This is a genomic window from Marinobacter gudaonensis (genome assembly GCF_900115175.1).
GTDB classification, from domain to species: Bacteria; Pseudomonadota; Gammaproteobacteria; order Pseudomonadales; family Oleiphilaceae; genus Marinobacter; species Marinobacter gudaonensis.
On sequence record NZ_FOYV01000003.1, the window covers coordinates 1 to 18,840 of the forward strand.

The following is an 18,840-nucleotide window of genomic DNA, read 5'->3' on the forward strand; positions in this document are numbered from 1 at the left end:
GACGGCAGCGAAAGTCTCGGATTGAATTTAACCAAGTGGTCAACGGGACGCCTACTACGCTGCGCTCCGTAGCCGCCCATTACCACCGGCGTTATGCTCACAAGGATTTCGAGTGCCTTACAAAATGAATCCCCAACAATTCGATGCTGTGTTAGCACTTAGCAGTGCTGACCGAAGCTCTCATTTTGTTGGAAAGGTTGCTGATTGGGAGCAGTTGTGGGGTGTCAAAAACGATCTTGGCTGGCTGGTTCCGATCACTCCCGAAGATTTAGAGTATTTCCCCGTTTGGCCGCACCCCGAGTATGCTCAAAAGATTGTTGATGAGCATTTCCCTGGCCATCATGCGGTAGAGATACCACTTGAAGAATTTCTATCCCATTGGCTGCCAACCTTTGAGGCTGACAATGTTAAGGTCGCGGTATTTCCAAACAAAGAGTGGGTTTTCTGGGTTATGGAGCCGTTCGACTTGGCGCAATGCCTAAGAGATGAGGCCTCTCAGTATGAGTAAAAAGCATAACCATCGCAGGCACGGCGACGTCTTTTCCATTGCGGCTTCGCCTCCATTCCAAAGCCGCGCATGCTGCGGGCGTTAAATGGATAAGATCCATGGAAGATCCCTATTACATAGCGAAACTGAAGGAAAGCATTCCCTTAGTTATCGAGCATGCCTCCTGGGAAAATGAGGAGCTAATTGTCTCAGGCTCTAACTGGTCTTTTGCTGCACGCTCTGCTTGGCGAGTAAGTTCAAAAAAAGGATTCGAGTACGGAGCAGAGGCAGAACCCACGCAGGACCAGGTTCGGAGCTTGATAGGAGCAAAGATAATAGAAGCCAGTCCGTCCGGTATTGTGCCTCTCGACGTTGTGCTGCACTTAAACGATGGATTGGCGATTGAATGCTTTTCCGCAACTCATTACGAGCCCTGGGTGCTCAAGCTACCGGATGGGACAATTATGGTTGCGGACGGTAGCATCGGTTAAGCCCGCTACCATTTAACCAATGCGTCAATGGGACCGGTTTTCCGCTGGCGCTCCAAACCGGCCCGTTACGCTGGCGTTAGTGAGCATGGATATGTCTAGTCCTGAGCCAATTTTCATCGCTAGGTATGCTGCTGGGGGATTGAGCACCGAAGATCTTGTTGAGTATGCAGACAGGAAGCTAATGGAAGGTGCCTATTCTGACTACCTAGTAGCTATTCTGGATGAGACCGCAAAAAACTGGGATGCCATTTCACCTCTTTTCGAATTGGCTGTCAGGGATTTGGGGTATGCGATGCCAAGTTTCGAAAAAGCGATCCTTCAGCTTGTCCGTCACCACCTTGAGTTGATTGCGGCTGGTGAGGTGGACCCACTCTTTGAACTTTCGGTTCTGTGGCGGGACATCAAACGCTTCGATCTCCACAAAGATGTGAAGCATTACGTTGGTGACTCCATCGGAGTGGAGACGCTCTATGGCCTGTACTTCGCCGTCGATGATTTGGACGATTCTAAAAGGGATGCAGGTATGCAAAAGATCAAATCTGAGATTGTCGCAGAGAGTGAACGATGGCTCGAGAATCACTAACAAGTCACAGCACCGGACGCCATTGGCATGGCGCCGGTGTGCTTCAGCGTTAGGCAGGTCGATGAACAAAGCTTTGGTGTTTTTTTCAGCCCTATTGGTCTCTCATTTAGTTCAGGGAGCGGGAATGAGTATTCAGGATCACCCAAGATATGGGCCCAATCCGGTCTACATCTTCTTCGAGGCATACATCCAAGACGTGATCGGGTACTTGCCAGAAGATAAGTCGGCATCAATTCAGAGCATGAATATCCAGCGAGTGTTCGATACCCAGGCATCCGATTGGAGAGCGGTTGTGAAGGAGACCCTTCACTTATCCGACACCATCGACGTTGCCATCCTTGACCTTTGGTACCGCAATCGTGAGCACTTCACTTCAGAATCTGGTGAATATGACCCTGTGTGGTTTAGCCAAATATTCACGGACGAATACATGAAAGAGGGTAGTACCGTTGACGTGTGGCCTGAAGGTGCACTGGCGGCTGCAAAAAATCGAATTGCTCAGGCGAAGTCCAGTGAAAGTAAATAGGCCTAACAAGGCCATGAAGGTTGTTCCGGGCCTTTGGCCCTCCACCGGACGCCCCTGTCGGGGCGCCGCTTATGGCTGGCGTTAGAAACGAGGGGAGACTGTGAAAAACTTGCTAATCGGGAACGGCCTTTCTATTTCAATTTCTCCAGACTTCTCCTACTCGTCTCTGCGTGAAAAGGTCACTAGAGAGTCCTCCCCGGCTGTAGATCGTCTGTTTAAAAAGTTAAACACTGTAGATTTTGAGCATCTCTTAACCAAAGTTCGAGATGCAAGAGATGTAATGGAGGCGATCACTGACGGACAGGTAATTGTGAGCCAATCAATTAGTGATGAGATTCGCGCCAAACTGATTGAAGCTATACAAAGCATGAACCCTCGCGGCCCTATGGACCATGGACTAGACCCGCAGCAGTTAAATAAAGCGCTAAAAAAGTATAACAACACATTTACAACAAATTATGACATATATCTTTATTGGGCCCGAAGGGGGCGAGAAAGTTTTAATATTATTGACTTTTTCTTTGAAGATGGGTGTTTTGATCGAACGAATGTAGACAAGCGTGGAAGAGATGCAATTTACTTTTTGCACGGAGCGCTTTTTATTTTTGAAATTGACAGCAAAATAAAGAAAATAAGTAAAGGAGAACATGCCACCTTAGACGAGGCTATTCAAGATCGTATAAGTAACGAAAACGGCTATCCTCTCTTCATCTCTGAGGGCTCGCCTGAGGAAAAGCTTGCAAATATCAAAAGTAATCAATATCTATCATTCTGTTATGATGAGCTGCGCTCAATGTCAGGCGAGTTGGATATATATGGGCATAGTCTGAACCCCGAAGTTGATGGTCATATTATAGAAGCTGTTAGGGAGTCAGCAGTAGAGAGAGTGCGCTTTTATCAGTTCAAGCTTAATGAGCTGAGTAAAGGGGAGAAAGAACATCTTAACTCAACCTTGAATTCTAGATTGGGTGTCAAAGTTGAGCTTCATGACTCATCTGAGCATGATCTTTGCAAGTGGAGTATCTTTGAGGGTTTCTAACAAGTGGCTGTTGTCGGACGCACCTGCGCTAGCGCTCCGGTGCGCCGCAAAGCCAAGGCGTTAGAATTTATAGAGGATTCCAAGTGGAGAGAGTAGAGCAATACAAGCAGACTTTCGGAAAGTTCGTTTTTAGTGAATTTGTTATATTTTTATCGCAAATCGCAGTATTTTTTATGGTTGCTGTTTTTACTTCGAATTTTCTTAATAGCGAAGATAAGCTAGTAGAGTTTGCCAACCAAAAAATCAACAGCGGTGCATTGTCGGAAATCGGACTTACTTTTTTGGCAATTCTAATGGTTATAGGGTTATTTTCAGCTATTGGGAAGGTTTTTGACAATAAATATGTTGATTCTTATGTCGATGAAGTTCTTCGAGAAATGCCGAAAACTATATATGTTTTTGGTTCAGCGGCCACAGCAACAATGCTAGCTATTTCTTTATTTGTTTATCGGAACCCTGAAACTGGGCCTTCAGCACAGGGAATAGCATTTTTGTCATTATTTTTCGCTTTCGTGGCCTTTGTGTATGGCTGTGGATTTAGTTTCGCATTTAAGCGAAAGACCCACATCTGCAAGAGTTTTGGAAAAAATATAAAGCAAAATATCAGCGCACCGGGTGAGTGTAAAGTTAAAGGTCACTCCTTGCAGAACATAGAATTTTTTAATTTTTGTGTTGCTGATATTTTGGGTGCTTGTTATGAGCAGTTCCCGGTCAAAGTAGATCTAAAGTTTGATGAAATTGGAAGCCGGGTGGCTAGTCAATTTCCATCCGAGGACAACGAAGATTTCTTTAATACAGTAATGACCTCTTCGGAAGTGGCGGCAGCGACTATCCGGTGGTTGTCTAGTGCCGGTTATTTATGGGTGGGTAACGAATTTTATGGGGGTGTATCTAACTCAACATTAACACCAAAAAGTCTAGAACTTCTGAATATGGTTCCGGACGCTATTCAACAGAAAACATCTATCGGAGGTGTCTTGGCCTCAGAGTCCAAAAATCTCGGACGTGAGGGGGTGTTGTCAATTGTTCGTACCGTATTAGCTGAGGGTGCTAAGCTATCGCTTCGAGGTAATAATTTCTAACCAGTGCAGGCACGGCGACGCCCTCTACATTGCGCCTTTGGCTCCATTCCAAGGGCGCGCATGCTGCAAGCGTTAAGTTCCAAGAAAGGAGCCGAAAGTGACTAAAGTTCACGAGATATTCTCTCAACAGCTCGATAATGGGAAAGAGGGCTCACTGGGAATTGATGACGAAACAAACCTCTATTGGAATGGAAAGCGTATCGTCACAGAGCAGAAAATTAAGCTTCAGTGGTGGGTTAACGTTTCAGTGATCGTTGCATCTTTCGCCACTGCAATTATGGCCGCAGTGGCGATATTAGAGTTTCTCAGCCATGGGGAATGTGGGTAAAGACTTAACAAAGCCATTAAGTCTGTTCCGGGCCGACGGCCCTCCACCGGACGCCCTTGACAGGGCGCCGCTTATGGCCGGCGTTAAGAGTAAGGGGACAACCAAACAATGAAGCAACTTGCCAACAAATGGGCTGGGAGAATCTTTGGCACAAATACTGGCAATGTTTTCCTTGCTTTAGACCAAGAGGGCAACTCGATAAAAGGACGCCTTCGGATCATGGATTCGATCTTTGGTGTGTCCGTCTATCAATGTGAAGGGTCGGTGGATAATGAAAGATTGATGATGGATTGCACGCCGGAATACGCACCGGAAGGCGTGGAATTGGGTAACGTAACAATTTCTGGTTCGCTTAACCGAGATGGCAACATTAGAGGCGACTGGGAATCCACCATAGGTACCGCTGGGACTTTTGAATTATTCCCTCATTCTAGCAACGATTCTCAATTCGCTGTGGAATCGAAGCCTGGTAACCCAGAGCAGATTCATAACAAAACGCTCCAAGTGGGTTCTCTGCGTTTGTTCAAGGAAGATGTCGTTCAACTCATCAATTTCATGAAGAAGGACTTCACGGCTGGGCGTGTTATTGTTACCTACGCCCAAAGAAGTAGTGAGCTTACAAAATATGCAGATGACTTTCTTGAGAAAATTGATGATATCGGCACTCTCAATTATCTGAAACTTGTCATTCAAGAGCCTGAGGCGTACGGAATCAATCGTGTCATTGTCATTGAGTTTGTTCAGTCCGGCGCAAGTGAAATAAGAGTATCCGGTATTAACGAATCATGGGTTCTAGGGAAAGCTGAATCTCTATACCAGATACTGCGCCCAAAACAGAATTCTTTGGTCACCACGTATAGAAAGTACGGTTTAAATCTGAATGCGGTCATATTCATTGCAATGCTGATTGTGATACCCGACATAGAAAAATGGCAGGACCGTACCCTGTTTGTTGTGGTCGTTTTCGTTCTTTTGAGTTTTCTTCTTTTTGTTCACAATAAACTGATACCGAATACCGCTATTTACTTAGAACAATCGCGACCCGGTGTGTTTAAGCGAGCCTGGCCTAGTATTTTGTCTTGGCTAATAGCCGCCAGCAGTTCAATAGTGGCAGCGTATTTATATTCACTGCTTACCGGGCCGAGCTCTTAACAAGTGGCTGTTGTCGGACGCGCCTGCGCTGGCGCTCCGGAGCGCCGCAAAGCCAAGCGTTATGTTTGAAGGGATTGGCTAGTTAATCATGGAGTTCTTACTACAAGAAAAGCTTATGCTCCCTTTCCTGGCGACATTAGGTGCTTCCCTATCGGTGATCGCCATTCAGGCACTGGTGAGGTTTGAAAAAGAGCAGAAGCAGCGGTTGTTTACTGCGAATTACATGCTAGATGTCGCCTATAGAATCCTTTATTCAGCCATCATCGTAAAGAAGCACACGATCGTCCCTCACATTCAGGCAACGGAACGAATAATCGATGGTGATTCAGAACTCCTGAAAACGACTCTACTGGCCGATGAATTCGATATATTGAAAACAAAGTCTATGCAGTTTAATAACTTACCCGCCGATTATAAGTTGCTCGTAGGTTACGACGATATTGAGCTTATCCAGGCTTTTGACATGCTGGTCTACTTGCATGAGGAAGACACTAACCAATCGCATCTGATCGATTTCGTAAAAGAGAATCTAAAAAGCAGAGATGGGTTTTTGGCCAAAGATGAGGGCGCTCAAGCCGATATTTTGAATACCTACTGGGACATTTTGTCGAGCTTGGATCACGAGGCTGCGCGCCTCATGGTTTTCGTCAGAGATATGCTTCTACCAAGGCTGGAAAGGTACATTTCGGGCAAGCAGTTCCTGCTTTTCAAAACGTCCGATGCAAAGAGAATAGAACATAGGATCAAAATGGTTATAGAGGAGTACGCTGATCTTTTTCCTGATTCTGGCTATATGGAAGAGGTCAGAGCTGGTGGGATACAGGGTGCACTTTAGCTGCGAACATAACCAGGGGCTGGGGCGGACCGGTTTTCCGGCGCGTTGCGCCTTCAAATCGGCCACTGAGCCCAGGCGTTATGTTCTCGAAGGGTTGAAAGTTTTATGGATGACTTCGCAACAAAAACTATTAAACCTACTGCTCAGGAGTATCTCAAAGCGCCACTTGACCAAGTAGTGGAGCGACTAAATAACAATCCTTCTGGGCATCAGAGCGAAGAAGCTTTAATTCAATCCGTGATCACTGTTAGGGCAGCCAAAGTTAATGAGAGTCTTTCAAAGAGGCTTAACTGGTTAACAGGCATTTTGGCGCTAGCAACAGTGGGGTTGGTAGTTGCTCCGTTTTTGACTCCATCCTTCGAGAAACAGCAATTGGAGGAGAAAATCGCCGATCAAGCTCGGGTTATTGATCATCAGAGGGATCGAATTACGCAACTTCTGAGTTCCGTGGAGGGGCTCGCCGAGAAGCAAAGACAGCTCTCAGTTGAAGTTGAAAAACATAACCAGGCGCTCCAGCCGACCGCTAAAGCGGTGGCTGAGCATTAGCGTTATAAATTGAGGTAGTCCAATGACGGGCCTCGTATCCAAAATCCACCAAGGGCGATATGACTCCGAAAAGGAGCTGTTACGTCTCCGTGACAACGCTCTTGAGAGAGACAGGGTTGATGTCCTGGATGCCGTTCATCAACGGTTGAAGAAAAACTACCCCCTCATTTACCAGAGGCTAGTTGGCCCTCTCACCGATAGAACTCGAGATAAGAAGTTCAAATGCTATTGCAACAACCCGAAGAGTCTCCACGAGATCTATCTGGATATCATGGCGGGCCACGTTCATTATCATTCCTTGATCTGCGACGATTGTTGGCAAGAAGATCTCACTAAAACGTGGGGCTACTACGGTTGGGCGAGCAAGCTAATTCCGCAAGAGGTGTGGCATGCACTCTGCGAAGAACGGGCGTACGACAAGTATGTTGAGTAATTTATAACAAGGCGCAGCAGGTCGCGGCCGATGGCCGCCGGACGCCACTGACGTGGCGCCGCTGTGCTTCGGCGTTATACGAAGAGCCGCATCTCATGAAATTCGAAATTGAACCGCACATTGGAGTTGGGCCAATAAAGCTCGGGATGAGCCGTGCGGATGTCCACGCGATCCTGGGGGTTCCCGAGCATACCCACAATGAACGCGAAGGATTTCTGTCAGGCTTCATGGTGGACTACGATGACAATGATTGTGTTGAGTTCATTGAGCTGGCAAATTCGAACAGATTTGTAGCCTACTTTCAAGATTTGCCGGTCCACAGTACGGCGGCTGATGAAATCGTAAGCTTTCTGAGCCAATTCACAGAATACGATAAAAATGATCCTGAGCTTGGTCGTAGCTTTATATTCAAAGATCTTCAGTTCAGTTTGTGGCGAAGTGTTGTGCCCGAAAAGGATGATGATTTAGATGGTCGTTTTTTTGAGGCGGTTGGGATAGCGGCCAAAGGATATTTCCCGTAGCCACCTGATCGCGTAACCAAACGGTCAACGGGAGCGCTTTTCCGCGCCGCCCTTGGCTTTGCTCCAAAGCGGCCCGTTACCTTGGCGTTAAAAGTAGAGGAAAGATGAAGAGCATCGAATTACTGGCGATTGGAATCAGAGTGCTGGGAATCTTTGCTCTGATTTATGCTATTAAGACGGGTTTATACCAGTACCAGATTATTCTTCAATTTCAGTCAAACGTCGAAAACGAACTGACCCTTGTCCGCTTTCTGGCTACAGCCCAGGTTGGCCTTTTATTGGCAGCAGCGCTATTAATGATCAAATTTCCGGTATCTGTTTCAAATTGGTTGCTACCGAAATCGAAGAACCAGGAACCGATCCTCAACGGATCGGTTCACGACATTGAAACAGCCGCGTTTGTAATCATCGGCGTCTACATTCTGTCTTTCGCCAAACCTGATGTTTTCGATAATGGCATTTGGTGGTGGTATTCCAGCCATGGTGAAACGAGCCGTCTGTGGGGGCAGGATGGTTCCCATAAATATCTCATTAATCAGGCTGTAACAGTCATAGAAATGGCAATAGGCCTTTTCCTCTGCTTACGTGCTAATGGTCTTAGCGGGCTGCTTCGGAGGTTTCGTGAGGCTGGGAGTAAGTGACTTTTAACCAGTGCGTCTGCGGGCCGGCTTTAGGGCGCTCACTGTCTTACGGAGTAACGAATGCACAAAGGAAGCTGCCTGTGCGGAAACGTGCAGTACGAGTACGAGTGCGAAATCAACGAAATCTCCAGGTGCTACTGCAATCAATGCCAAAAGGGCCAGGGAACTGCCTTCGTAGCTGTTGCGCCGGTTGTAGCTAACAAGTTTCGTCTCGTAAAAGGTCAGGCGTACTTAAAGGAGTTCAGTGCTAGTCCAGGCAAACGCAGGGTTTTCTGTGGCGAGTGCGGTAGTCCGCTGTATAGCGCGCGAGACGATCTACCCGGTATCAAGCGCCTGCGCGTTGGCACTTTGGATACCATCGTGCAGCCGAGCAAACAGTATCACGCATTTGTTTCTCAAAAAGTAAGCTGGTACGAAATCAACGATGAATACAATCAACACCAACGGTTACCCGAATAGGAGCAGGGACGACGTAAACCTTCCGGGCCGGCAAAGGCGCTCATCGAGATTGCCTTTCGCCATCCCGAGGTCATTCGGGAAGACCTGGAACTCAGGGGTTAACAAGACGCATCAATACGCGGCCGGTGGCCGTATGACTCCCTTGGTAGTGCGCCCCTGCGCTTGGCCCTATGCCCAATAAGGAGAACGCATGCACCACCTGGCAGCCCAATGGATTGTCGAGTTACTCAGAGATCAGAATATCCCCTTTTTGATCTGTGGCGGTCTCGCAGCAAAGGGGTATGGCTCTGAACGGACTCTGAATGACATCGACCTTTTCGTCCCCGGTGAATGCTTTTCGGCTGTGGTTGAGGCCGGCCAGGAATTTGTATCGAAAGCCGCTGCCCATCGCCAGGAGGAGGGCTGGGATCTGACTTACGTCCAGTTCAACTATGAGGGCATCAAGGTGGAGGTCGGTAACGCTGACGGACCGCAAATCTTCGATGCAGGAAAAGCAGATTGGGTTCCGCTGGAAATAGATTTTTCTCGATATGCGATCGTGCGTTTGCTGGGCATAGACCTTCCACTTATGCTGAAAGACGATTTGATTAAATATAAATCTGCTCTCTCACGTCCTGTGGATATCGAGGATATTCGTGCTATCCGCTAGAGCGTACAACCAAGTCATGCACCGGATGCCGAAACCCCTGCTTCGCGCCGGTTTTGTCACCGGTGATGGCGGGCGTTACATAGTGAATTCAGGGTTATGACTGCGGTGAAACTGAGGGATCTTCAACACCAAGATAAAGCGAATGTATTAGCCATGCTTCGTGACCCGAAGGTAATGAGGTTTCTTGGGCCCCGCCGCGCTCTGACTGAAGACGAGGCGGCTTTATGGTTCGAAAGTGCGCTCGCTCATCCGGCCCGGTTCGCTGTCGCAGATGTAGATACTGATGAATTTATCGGGTTCTGCGGGGTTAAACAAATAGATGGCGTTCCAGATTTTGGTTACTTCATCAGGTCAGAGTTTTGGGGTAGCGGCATAGCTGTCCGGGCGTGTGAGTTGGCAGTTGAAAAGCTGGTCGCGGATATTGATTTAGAGACCGTCCAGGTTTTCATTGCAGATAAAAATGTTGCCAGCAAAAGGGTAGCTGAAAAATTGGGTTGGCAGTCCACACATAGCGGAACTAAGGGTGGAGAGCATGGCCGATACTATCGAATCACCATGTAACAAGGCGGTCAACCGCACGCCCAAAGCGTACCGTTTTGGGTTCCCTCCGCTGCGCTCTGGCCCCGGTTACCACCAGCGTTAAATGTTTATGATCGATCACGATAAATTCCAGGCCTTGGTGAAGCAGCTCTATGCCACAGTAAATGAGTTAGAAGAAATGTTTCCAGGCAGGCACTTCACCCCGGATGGTCATATGGTTGGCAGTTTGGGTGAATGCCTCGTGGCTGACGCCTACAATCTTGAGCTGAAGACAGCGTCCAACAAAGGCTACGACGCTGTCACCGAAGCCGGCTTGGAAGTCGAGATCAAGGCTACTCAGTCAAATTCTGTTGCGTTCCGGAGCCAGCCGAAGCATGCGATCGTCATCAAGATCCTGCGTGATGGTACATTCGAGGAAATCTATAACGGGCCAGGAGCCGTTGTTTGGGAGCAATTCCAAGGTAAAAGGCGACCGAGTAACGGCCAGTTTCAAGTCTCCCTAAACAAACTCCGGCAACTCAATCAAACAGTGGCTCAGGCGGATCGTGTGCCAAGAGCCATTTAAAAGGGCGCAGCAGTTCTCGGCCCATGACCGCCGAACGCATCTTATTTCAGTGCTAGGTTCACAAAGTGCAGTTATTCGATCTCCTTCAAGTCTCAAACCCTGGCCTCGTCCCCGAGGAATGCAAGCTCCATCTGGCCACCTGGAACGGAAAAGAGAATCCAGTCGATGTTTTCCTGGCTGGTAATTTCGATGAATGGCAACGATGGCAAACAAAACGCAATTTCCAACGGAAATACGTTATCGCTTTGATTTCGCTCCCTGCGCAAAATCAGTGGCTATTTGCCGGGCTCTATACGGCTCATGGTTCCGAGTGGAAGAGTGAGCATAATTTGCACTATTACAAGATGGCTCCAGATGTCTCATGCGAGGAATTTGCAGGGCGCTTGGTGGTGTCCTTTTCCCGCACAGGAAGGCAGTCGTACTTGAATGCTGAAACCTGGGTTGCCCACATTTCTGTAGCAGAGTTGAAAGCGGAAAAACTCTCCATTGCGGAGTTCCCGGGATATCGCAGCATCAATCTATCCAAGGGAGAGCTTGATGCAATCGTGCGCCAATCAATTGAGTCTTGGCGTACCGCTTTATCCAATGTCGCGGGTGTCTATGTAATATCAGATACCGCAAGCGGTAAACTGTATGTCGGTAGCGCCACTGGCGAAGGTGGTATCTGGCAGCGGTGGAGCCAGTACGCCTCTACTGGCCATGGTGGCAACAAGGAACTTCGAGAATTGCTTCGGGAAACTGGGGCAGTTTCTGCCGAGAATTTTCGGTTTGCTGTGCTGGAAATCGCAGATATTCATTCCAGTGAGAAAGAGGTTCTTCGTCGCGAATCTCATTGGAAGGAAGTTCTCCTGACGAGAGAGCATGGCTACAACTCAAATTAAGAACATATCGAGTAAACTCAGGGCGACCGAAGAAACCTCGGCGCGGTTTCCGATCTCCTGATTTTGATGTTAGGCCACCTTATGAATGAGCATTCCATTGCGGCATTAGGCCACGAATTCAAAGCGCAAGTAATGGAACACTTTGCTTTCTTACAGAAGGAGTTTGGCTTCGAACCCGCGTTGGATGAGAGCTCCGCTTACACACATCGCCTGACCTTCCGGAACCCGCACAGCGATCAATTGGTTGAAGTGTTGAATGCGTTTCACGGTGTGGATTATGGGTTTGAGGTCAATATTCATTTTGCTTCAGGCCCTCGCTTGCTAGACCAGAGAAATATGGTCTATTACCGACTCAAGGAGGAGCAGGATGGTGAGTTTTCTTACCTGGCAGAAGCAGCGGAAACGTTACGGTTCGTGCTTCAGGATGGAGTCTGACAAAAAACGGAAGGCGGCAGCGTGAGACGTGCAGCCTATGCAAGCGCTAATCCTCAGGGAGACTCTCGATGAGGCCATGGATTCTTCTCACCGCACTTGTTCTCACAGGGTGCGACAACACGACGATGTCAGCTGCCCCTAACTTCTCGCTGTTTGAAACCTCCGCAGGTGTTGTCTATTTGCTTAACCAGAATACCGGGGAGCTGAGAGTCATATCTTCCAAGCCGGCGGTCATCAGTTCTGGGGAGGTCTTCAGAGATGATGAGGGGCAACTTTTCAGGTACATAGGGAATGGGGAAGTCGTGAAGGTCGACTAAAAATGAGACGCCTGTCCAACGCTCCAACACTCTGGTCGTTTTTTGTCCAGCCAACCTTGATTATCGAAGGAAACGGGTAACACTCAATATGATCGTTATGGAGTAGTGAGCGATCAAGCCGTGCCGCTGAAAACAACAGCCCCTCATTCTGAACGCAACGCGGCGCGCTAAAACCTCGATACAAGGAGAGTTTCAATGAACATGAGATCGACTCTACTGGTCGGGTCCCTGTGCCTGACTGTCGCAAGCGCCCCGGTCTGGGCCCACGAAGACGGCGCCTCCGACGGTAGTAAAGCAGATAACAAACACCTCCTGCACGATACCCCCAACCCCGACGGCCATGTACCGAGCAATGTGAATTACGGTTTTACGGTGATTGGTCACGATGCGCTGGGCGGTATCGCCGATGGCAAATACACGGATGTCTGGGCCCACGAAGGGTATGCCTATGTGGGCACCTTTGAGGAGCCGACGTGTGACCGGTCCGGCGTGTTTATTTCAGACATCCGGGACCCGGCGAATCCCACCACCATCGGCATGATCAAATCGCCACCCAATACCCGGATCAACGATGTCAAAGTCCATAAGGTTGGCGCCAAATCGGTTCTCATCCATTCCCTGGAACCCTGTGGCCCGCTGAGAGGCAATGGCCAGGCCATTGGTGGTGGCAACGGCGGCAAACAACAGGGGCAGGGCGGCATTTCGCTGTGGGATGTGACCGACCCAACCATGCCCCATGCCCTCAAGCAGAACTTTCTGGACACCCCCGTACACAATACCTTTGCCTGGACTACCGCAGCCGGCAAGACCTTCCTGATGATCGTCGACGATATCAACGTTGACGATGTCATCATTGCCGACATCACCAAGCCACAGGCGCCGAAAAAGATTGCAACCACGGGCATCGGCACCTGGCTGGAGACCAACCCGGAAGTGGCAGCGGATGGCCAGTTATTCACGGGTGTTTTCGCGGCTCCCCTGCTGCACGATATCTGGGTGAATGACATGGACCCAGGCCCCGGGGAAGACTGGCATGCGGTGCTCTCTTACTGGGACGCCGGGTTTATCATTCTGGACGTGAATGATCCCGCCAATCCGGTGTTCCTCGGAGACTCCACCTATCCGGAAATCGACCCGGTTCTGGGCATCAGCCCGGCCGAGGGAAATGCCCACGCGGCCGTGTTTGGTGGCGATGGCTTCGACAAGATTTTCGGTGGCGATGAAGATTTTGATGCATTCTTCACAGCGGTGATTGTCGGTAGCAATGAATACCCGGCATCCCAGGGCAGTGATGTGCCCCAGGTAGGGCCGGGCGCGGCGATTGAAAGCGTAACGGGGAACACGGTATTCGTTGGCCTTGCCTGTGGCGAGGCGATTCCAACCGCCGCGGAAACCGGGGCATCCATTGCGGTTATTGAGCGCGGCGTTTGCGCCTTTACAACCAAGGCACAAACCATCGAAGCCGCCGGTTACTCCGCCGGTATCGTGTTTAACGGCGTAGGGCCGGACCGCTGCGAGGCGTCCGTTTCGATGCTGGTAGAGGCAGGCATTCCGATGGTCTTTGTGCCTCGTTCCTCCGGCTTCGGCATTCTTGGCATTAACGGTTATGACCCGGCGCAGTGTGGTGCGGACGATGGCACCAACCCGGCGTTACCGGCCGTCGGCACACCCGGCATTGCGAGCACCATTGGTGCTGCCTTCGATGGCTGGGGCTACCTGCATGTGCTGAATAACACCCAGGGCGATGTCACCGTTCCGGTTGGTATGGGCGCCAACGCTCAGGACCCGGTTACCGTGGGCTATCTGGGCGAAATCGGCTTTTACGCGCCGGCTGAGCTGACAGATCCTGCACTGGCGTCGGGCGCAGGCGACCTCACCATGCACAACCTGGAGGCCGATCCCCAGCAACCCAACCGGGTGTTCATTTCCTGGTACTCACTGGGCATGAGAGCCGTTGAGTGGCGTCCAGGCCACTTCCATACCAACGCGCAGGGCGAAGGCGTGGTGTCCTGGAACGTGCACGAGGTGGGACGCTTTATCGCCGGTGAGGAATTCGGCGAACGGGCGGGCTCGAACTTCTGGGGTGTGACGGTCACCGAAGTGAATGGTGAGCAGTTCATTCTGGGCTCCGATCGCAGCACCGGGCTGTGGATATTCAAGTGGGAGTGTGAAGACGCCACGAGCACGCTGTACTGCAACGCGCCGACACCCTAGCCACAGGCAGGCAATCGGTGAAAAATGGAAGGGGGGCGCAAGCCCCCCTCTGGTGTTTGTTACTTCAGACAGAGCGAACGTTTAAAGGGATGTTGTATGGTGTATTTCCTGATACTGGCTGGTGTTGTAGCCGTTCTGGTAGTGCTGTGGAAGCTGAAGTCCACAGGTGGCAAGAGGCGTGTTGCGGGCAGGCGCGCCCGAAAAGCGGGCAGTCGGGCTGCGGCCAGTAGCGGCCAGGCTGACTTCCCGGCCACGCGGATTGTTCCGGGAGCGAATGCCTGCCAGGCCGCGAAGGATTTGCAGGACGAGCTTTTTCTGGACAGCCATCACAACACGCCCACCTTACCCCTGGATGAATGCACGAATGTGTCCGGGTGCGACTGTAAATACGCCCACCAGAACGACCGTCGCAGCAATGAGCCCGATCGGCGTCTCCAGACCCTGCAGACAGAACTTTATACCGCGGCCGAAGGCGATGAGCGGCGACGCCCGGAGCACGGGCGCCGGAAAACGGATTCAGGCGGGGTCTGATCGGTTCGTTTACGATTCAAAAAGGGGGTCGCCGGTGGCCTTCACGGCGTAGAACAGGCAATCACTCTTGGCGATGGCCGGGTTGGTGGTAATCATGAAGGCCTTGATGGCCTGGGCCGGGTAAACCTGGCCGTCCTTCACCCGAAGTACCTGCGTTACGTTCTCCGTGCGGTTGTGGCTGATGGCGTTGAGTATGCTGAGGCCCTTTTTGCCCACCCATCCCAGGGGTTCGTCTGGCGAAACCACGCCGAAGTTGCGGTGTTCAATGTCGGGCGGCAGCGTGAGGTCCGCCAGGCCGGTCGGTTCAAGCCGGTATTCAATGGTGGCCTCGGGCGCCAGCTCCACCCGAATGGGGTTGCGCAGTACGGCCACGTCCCAGTCTGCTTTTTCCAGTGATAGTACGTCGGCTCTCGAGGTGTAACGAACCAGGCCCTCGTAAGCCAGTTCGTGGGCGTGGTCGTCCTGGGCGCCGCCGCACTCGATGGTTACCGTGGGCACCTCCTGCTCCGAATACTCCATCAGTGCCCCCAGGCGCAGGTCGGTCATGATGAGTCGGTCGGTGAACAGCGAGGTCAGCGCCTGGTGAGCGGCGTCGTTGGTGATGGTTACCGCGAAGGCGGGGCCGGTGCCGGAGGTGTTGTGCACGTCCAGCAGGCATTCGGGGTTGGCGTCGCGCAGCTCTTCCAGCAGGGCGTGGGCGATGGCGCCTTCATCGCCTTCGAAGGGCTCTTTGAAACACCGGTTGAGGTCGCGGCCACCGGGTAGCTGGCGCTGTGTCAGTACCGGTGGGATCTTTGCCGGGTAAACACCGCCGAGCAGGAACAGCATGTTCACCTCGGGCGTGCGCTGTTCCAGCAGCCAACGGTGCAGGGCAAAAAAACCGGACGGTTCGTTGCCATGATTCAGAGTGGCCATGGCCCGGGTTCGGGAACGATCCCGGCCCGCCACCCGCACCACCGTTGGCCCGTTCAGGCGCTCCAGCCACTCCAGGGGCGAGCGGCCCAGGGTCTGGGGCGACGGGTCGTTCAGGTACTCAAGCCGGTTGGAATTGCTCACGGTGACAGTGTCCATTCGTGGAGCGGTGTGTTTTGCTTCTGGTTGGCGATGTACAGCGCCAGCATACTCCGGAATGCGTCGCTCGGGCCAAGGGAGCGGAGCAGGGATTGGGTCATGTAACGCTGCCATCGGGCGCCGGAGAGGGTGGTTTCTATGCGGCCTTCGATGATGCCCAGCAGGCGGTCAATCTCGGTGTCGTCCACGGCGGTGCGCTGCAGCGCTTCCCGCGCCCTTGGCAGCAGCGCCCGGGCCACGTTCAGCAGGGGCGTGTCCTGCAACTGAACCTGATCCTTGTGCGGCCAGATAATCTCGGCGCCGATGCCGTACTTGGCGGCGCGGTAAAAGTTGTGTTCGGTGTAGTGGAAGGGAAGTATGGATGTCAGGTGATGAATGTCGTCGAGCACGGCCAGGGCCGCGCCGATCACGAACAGTCCGTTGGCACACATATCCACGGCGGTGGGCCCCGCTGGCATGGAGCGGATCTCGATGCGCAGGTGGCCACCGTCGGCGTGATCGTAAATGGCCCGGTTCCAGGGCCAGGTGGTGCCCTGGTGCAGGCGCAGCTCGGCCAGTTCCGGCACCTGGCCGTGGTCGATCATCGCCATCGGGTCTTCCTCGGACAGCACCGGAAGGATGGGGGGATACAGCGAGGCCGAGGCGGCAAACAGTTCCCAGGCGCTGCGTACCCAGCCGTTGCCATAATACACCCTGGGCGGGTGGCGCCAGGTTTTATGGTGGGGCGAGCGGCTGTCGATGGACTGCTTGAACAGGGCAATCCGGGTTTCGTCCCAGAGGTGGTGGCCAAACAGGCTGGGTGAATTGCTGGCCAGGGCCAGGGCGATGGGTGTAACCAGCTGCACCGCGTTGAAATAGTCGGCAAACCGGTTGGCGGGCACTCGCCAGTGCAGCTGGAAGGAGGTGGTGGCGCCTTCCATGTACACGTCGTCGGCGGTCAGGTCGATGACATCATTGCCGCCGATGTGGATACTGAACGGCTCGCCCCGCTGTTTGAGCAGCGCTTTCGACAGCGCGTGGTAGCGAGGCAGATCGGTCATCACCTCGGCACCCATGTCGGACTGGCGCAGGGTGGGCAGAATGCCGATCGGCACCAGTTCACCCTCAAGCGGTTTGGCGTGCTGGTTAATGCACCGGGTGGCCGCGAGCAGCTCGTGTTCTGTACGGGCAAAGGGGGTTCCGCTGAACGCCTGGGGCGTGAGGTTGTACTCGAGATTGAAGCGGTTGAGTTCCACCGTCAGCTGAGGGTCCTGCACGCGGTCGGCGATTTCGGTGTTGATGGGCTGAACGTAGAGATCGGGGTTGACGATGTAGAACTCCACTTCGGCGCCGATGGAGCTCTCACCCTCGCCGAAGTCGGGTCTGTCCAGAAGACGACGGAGCGCGGCAAGGTCGGTTCGCACCTTGGCCGAAAAACGCTCGAAGTCTTCCGCCGCAAATTCCGATTGTTTGATCGACAGTCCCACGGTGGCATCATCTCCAGGACTTTCTTAACTAGCCAGGACTTACTTAAATAGCCAAGACCTACTTAACTAGATAGTAGCGGAAGATTCCGTACCTCAACACGAATAAGCAAAGGAGAAGACAGGCGACATGAGCTCCACCGCCCATCCCTATCCCATTGGCACCCCGGGTAAACCCTGGGGCGATAACGAGCGCGCCGAGTGGTTGTCTCGCCAGGCCCGTCAACGCAGCTACGAACAGGATGTGCTCGCCGCGGCCGACCGCCTGGGCTCACGTTTTGATGTTGAGGAATACGGCCGCGTTGCCTACGGCCAGGATGCATACCCGCTGGTGGCCCTACGCAGCCGCAGCTGGAACAACGACCTGCCGGTGGTGCTGATTACCGGCGGGGTGCACGGCTACGAGACCAGCGGCGTGCACGGTGCGCTGCAGTTTCTGGAGCAACGCGCGGCGAATTACGCGGGCCGGGTAAACCTGCTGGTGGCGCCCTGTGTCAGTCCCTGGGCCTACGAGCGTATCCACCGGTGGAATGCCAACGCGCAGGACCCCAACCGGTCGTTCCGCGAGGGCAGCGGCGTGGAAGAATCTGAGGCCTTGCTGCGCCTGGTGGCGCCCATTCGTGAGAGTGCCCTGCTGCACATGGATCTGCACGAGACTACCGATACCGACGAATCCGAGTTCCGCCCGGCGCTGGCGGCCCGCGATGGCAAGCCGTTCGAGCCGGCCGGTATTCCCGATGGCTTCTACGTGGTGGACGACAGCGCCGCTCCCAATCCGGATTTTCAGCAGGCGGTGGTCAAGGCGGTAGAAGAGGTCACTCACATCGCCCCGGCCGATGACAAAGGCGAGCTGTTCGGCTCACCGGTGCTGGCCCGGGGTGTGATTGCCTATCCGCTCACCGAGTGGGGGCTGTGCACCAGTATTACCCGTGCGCCCTTCCGAACCACCACCGAGGTGTATCCGGACAGCCAGCAGGTAACCCCGGACCAGTGCAACGCCGCCCAGGTGGCGGCCGTGTGTGCGGCCATCGATTACGCGCTGGCGAATTAA

At 52.5% G+C, this 18,840-nt stretch carries 24 protein-coding genes; 22 read left to right on the top strand and 2 right to left on the bottom strand.

What is annotated here, in order from left to right:
- Nucleotides 1-112: 112 nt before the first annotated feature.
- The 21 genes from BM344_RS14815 (at nucleotide 113) to BM344_RS14925 (ending at nucleotide 15,255) form a co-directional block, all read left to right on the top strand.
- Nucleotides 113-508 (top strand): DUF2750 domain-containing protein, encoded by a 396-nt coding sequence (locus BM344_RS14815; RefSeq protein ID WP_139229648.1) that lies wholly within the window; start codon nucleotides 113-115, stop codon nucleotides 506-508.
- A gap of 98 nt (nucleotides 509-606) precedes the next feature.
- Nucleotides 607-978, top strand: a complete 372-nt coding sequence (locus BM344_RS14820) for a hypothetical protein (protein ID WP_091991919.1) — start codon at nucleotides 607-609, stop codon at nucleotides 976-978.
- A gap of 85 nt (nucleotides 979-1,063) precedes the next feature.
- Nucleotides 1,064-1,561, top strand: a complete 498-nt coding sequence (locus BM344_RS14825; RefSeq protein ID WP_091991921.1) for a hypothetical protein — start codon at nucleotides 1,064-1,066, stop codon at nucleotides 1,559-1,561.
- 124 nt (nucleotides 1,562-1,685) lie between these two features.
- The gene (locus BM344_RS14830) at nucleotides 1,686-2,087 is read left to right on the top strand and encodes a hypothetical protein (protein WP_091991923.1); all 402 of its coding nucleotides are present in this window, start codon (nucleotides 1,686-1,688) and stop codon (nucleotides 2,085-2,087) included.
- Nucleotides 2,088-2,187: 100 nt separating this feature from the next.
- On the top strand, nucleotides 2,188-3,126 hold the full coding sequence (locus tag BM344_RS14835; protein WP_091991925.1) for a DUF4917 family protein: 939 nt from the start codon (nucleotides 2,188-2,190) through the stop codon (nucleotides 3,124-3,126).
- 83 nt (nucleotides 3,127-3,209) lie between these two features.
- Nucleotides 3,210-4,208, top strand: a complete 999-nt coding sequence (locus tag BM344_RS14840; RefSeq protein ID WP_091991927.1) for a hypothetical protein — start codon at nucleotides 3,210-3,212, stop codon at nucleotides 4,206-4,208.
- A gap of 97 nt (nucleotides 4,209-4,305) precedes the next feature.
- Nucleotides 4,306-4,536 carry a hypothetical protein gene (locus BM344_RS14845; RefSeq protein ID WP_091991929.1) on the top strand — a complete coding sequence of 77 codons (231 nt, stop codon included), beginning with the start codon at nucleotides 4,306-4,308 and terminating at the stop codon, nucleotides 4,534-4,536.
- 108 nt (nucleotides 4,537-4,644) lie between these two features.
- Nucleotides 4,645-5,688: a hypothetical protein gene (locus BM344_RS14850; protein WP_091991931.1), complete on the top strand. Its 1,044-nt coding sequence runs from the start codon at nucleotides 4,645-4,647 to the stop codon at nucleotides 5,686-5,688.
- 88 nt (nucleotides 5,689-5,776) lie between these two features.
- Nucleotides 5,777-6,523, top strand: a complete 747-nt coding sequence (locus BM344_RS14855) for a hypothetical protein (protein ID WP_091991933.1) — start codon at nucleotides 5,777-5,779, stop codon at nucleotides 6,521-6,523.
- Between the two features lie 105 nt (nucleotides 6,524-6,628).
- A complete protein-coding gene (locus tag BM344_RS14860) occupies nucleotides 6,629-7,069 on the top strand; it encodes a hypothetical protein (RefSeq protein WP_091991935.1) in 441 nt (146 codons plus the stop codon).
- Between the two features lie 528 nt (nucleotides 7,070-7,597).
- Nucleotides 7,598-8,023 (top strand): hypothetical protein, encoded by a 426-nt coding sequence (locus tag BM344_RS14870; RefSeq protein ID WP_091991939.1) that lies wholly within the window; start codon nucleotides 7,598-7,600, stop codon nucleotides 8,021-8,023.
- A 104-nt stretch (nucleotides 8,024-8,127) separates the two neighbouring features.
- Nucleotides 8,128-8,664, top strand: a complete 537-nt coding sequence (locus tag BM344_RS14875; protein ID WP_091991941.1) for a hypothetical protein — start codon at nucleotides 8,128-8,130, stop codon at nucleotides 8,662-8,664.
- 60 nt (nucleotides 8,665-8,724) lie between these two features.
- Entirely contained in the window at nucleotides 8,725-9,123 is a 399-nt protein-coding gene (locus BM344_RS17780; RefSeq protein WP_208603448.1) for a GFA family protein, read from the top strand.
- Between the two features lie 190 nt (nucleotides 9,124-9,313).
- Nucleotides 9,314-9,772, top strand: a complete 459-nt coding sequence (locus tag BM344_RS14890) for a hypothetical protein (RefSeq protein WP_091991943.1) — start codon at nucleotides 9,314-9,316, stop codon at nucleotides 9,770-9,772.
- A gap of 96 nt (nucleotides 9,773-9,868) precedes the next feature.
- The gene (locus BM344_RS14895; protein ID WP_091991945.1) at nucleotides 9,869-10,333 is read left to right on the top strand and encodes a GNAT family N-acetyltransferase; all 465 of its coding nucleotides are present in this window, start codon (nucleotides 9,869-9,871) and stop codon (nucleotides 10,331-10,333) included.
- An 82-nt stretch (nucleotides 10,334-10,415) separates the two neighbouring features.
- A complete protein-coding gene (locus tag BM344_RS14900; protein ID WP_228143657.1) occupies nucleotides 10,416-10,877 on the top strand; it encodes a DUF6998 domain-containing protein in 462 nt (153 codons plus the stop codon).
- Between the two features lie 65 nt (nucleotides 10,878-10,942).
- Complete coding sequence (locus tag BM344_RS14905) at nucleotides 10,943-11,758, top strand: GIY-YIG nuclease family protein (RefSeq protein WP_091991947.1); 816 nt, start codon at nucleotides 10,943-10,945, stop codon at nucleotides 11,756-11,758.
- Nucleotides 11,759-11,839: 81 nt separating this feature from the next.
- Entirely contained in the window at nucleotides 11,840-12,193 is a 354-nt protein-coding gene (locus BM344_RS14910; protein WP_139229649.1) for a hypothetical protein, read from the top strand.
- A gap of 68 nt (nucleotides 12,194-12,261) precedes the next feature.
- A complete protein-coding gene (locus BM344_RS14915; protein ID WP_091991951.1) occupies nucleotides 12,262-12,510 on the top strand; it encodes a hypothetical protein in 249 nt (82 codons plus the stop codon).
- A 195-nt stretch (nucleotides 12,511-12,705) separates the two neighbouring features.
- Nucleotides 12,706-14,724 carry a PA domain-containing protein gene (locus BM344_RS14920; RefSeq protein WP_091991953.1) on the top strand — a complete coding sequence of 673 codons (2,019 nt, stop codon included), beginning with the start codon at nucleotides 12,706-12,708 and terminating at the stop codon, nucleotides 14,722-14,724.
- Nucleotides 14,725-14,820: 96 nt separating this feature from the next.
- Complete coding sequence (locus BM344_RS14925) at nucleotides 14,821-15,255, top strand: hypothetical protein (RefSeq protein ID WP_091991955.1); 435 nt, start codon at nucleotides 14,821-14,823, stop codon at nucleotides 15,253-15,255.
- A gap of 9 nt (nucleotides 15,256-15,264) precedes the next feature.
- Here BM344_RS14925 and BM344_RS14930 read toward each other — a convergent pair whose 3' ends face one another.
- Together BM344_RS14930 and BM344_RS14935 are read right to left on the bottom strand one after the other, a co-directional pair.
- Nucleotides 15,265-16,311, bottom strand: coding sequence for a M14 family metallopeptidase (locus tag BM344_RS14930; protein ID WP_228143658.1), 1,047 nt, complete (start codon nucleotides 16,309-16,311; stop codon nucleotides 15,265-15,267).
- Nucleotides 16,308-17,792, bottom strand: a complete 1,485-nt coding sequence (locus BM344_RS14935) for a glutamate--cysteine ligase family protein (protein ID WP_091991959.1) — start codon at nucleotides 17,790-17,792, stop codon at nucleotides 16,308-16,310. The genes BM344_RS14930 and BM344_RS14935 overlap by 4 nt, the downstream gene beginning before the upstream one ends.
- Nucleotides 17,793-17,919: 127 nt before the next feature.
- On the opposite strand from BM344_RS14935, the gene BM344_RS14940 reads away from it, so the two are divergent.
- Entirely contained in the window at nucleotides 17,920-18,840 is a 921-nt protein-coding gene (locus tag BM344_RS14940) for a M14 family metallopeptidase (RefSeq protein WP_091991961.1), read from the top strand.

What these genes read in the sequence shown, in the direction of transcription:
- BM344_RS14820 (WP_091991919.1), top strand. Translation starts at nt 607, where the DNA reads ATGGAAGATCCCTATTACATAGCGAAACTGAAGGAAAGCATTCCCTTA.
- BM344_RS14825 (WP_091991921.1), top strand. Translation starts at nt 1,064, where the DNA reads ATGGATATGTCTAGTCCTGAGCCAATTTTCATCGCTAGGTATGCTGCT.
- BM344_RS14830 (WP_091991923.1), top strand. Translation starts at nt 1,686, where the DNA reads ATGAGTATTCAGGATCACCCAAGATATGGGCCCAATCCGGTCTACATC.
- BM344_RS14850 (WP_091991931.1), top strand. Translation starts at nt 4,645, where the DNA reads ATGAAGCAACTTGCCAACAAATGGGCTGGGAGAATCTTTGGCACAAAT.
- BM344_RS14855 (WP_091991933.1), top strand. Translation starts at nt 5,777, where the DNA reads ATGGAGTTCTTACTACAAGAAAAGCTTATGCTCCCTTTCCTGGCGACA.
- BM344_RS14860 (WP_091991935.1), top strand. Translation starts at nt 6,629, where the DNA reads ATGGATGACTTCGCAACAAAAACTATTAAACCTACTGCTCAGGAGTAT.
- BM344_RS14870 (WP_091991939.1), top strand. Translation starts at nt 7,598, where the DNA reads ATGAAATTCGAAATTGAACCGCACATTGGAGTTGGGCCAATAAAGCTC.
- BM344_RS14875 (WP_091991941.1), top strand. Translation starts at nt 8,128, where the DNA reads ATGAAGAGCATCGAATTACTGGCGATTGGAATCAGAGTGCTGGGAATC.
- BM344_RS17780 (WP_208603448.1), top strand. Translation starts at nt 8,725, where the DNA reads ATGCACAAAGGAAGCTGCCTGTGCGGAAACGTGCAGTACGAGTACGAG.
- BM344_RS14890 (WP_091991943.1), top strand. Translation starts at nt 9,314, where the DNA reads ATGCACCACCTGGCAGCCCAATGGATTGTCGAGTTACTCAGAGATCAG.
- BM344_RS14895 (WP_091991945.1), top strand. Translation starts at nt 9,869, where the DNA reads ATGACTGCGGTGAAACTGAGGGATCTTCAACACCAAGATAAAGCGAAT.
- BM344_RS14900 (WP_228143657.1), top strand. Translation starts at nt 10,416, where the DNA reads ATGTTTATGATCGATCACGATAAATTCCAGGCCTTGGTGAAGCAGCTC.
- BM344_RS14910 (WP_139229649.1), top strand. Translation starts at nt 11,840, where the DNA reads ATGAATGAGCATTCCATTGCGGCATTAGGCCACGAATTCAAAGCGCAA.
- BM344_RS14915 (WP_091991951.1), top strand. Translation starts at nt 12,262, where the DNA reads ATGAGGCCATGGATTCTTCTCACCGCACTTGTTCTCACAGGGTGCGAC.
- BM344_RS14920 (WP_091991953.1), top strand. Translation starts at nt 12,706, where the DNA reads ATGAACATGAGATCGACTCTACTGGTCGGGTCCCTGTGCCTGACTGTC.
- BM344_RS14925 (WP_091991955.1), top strand. Translation starts at nt 14,821, where the DNA reads ATGGTGTATTTCCTGATACTGGCTGGTGTTGTAGCCGTTCTGGTAGTG.
- BM344_RS14940 (WP_091991961.1), top strand. Translation starts at nt 17,920, where the DNA reads ATGAGCTCCACCGCCCATCCCTATCCCATTGGCACCCCGGGTAAACCC.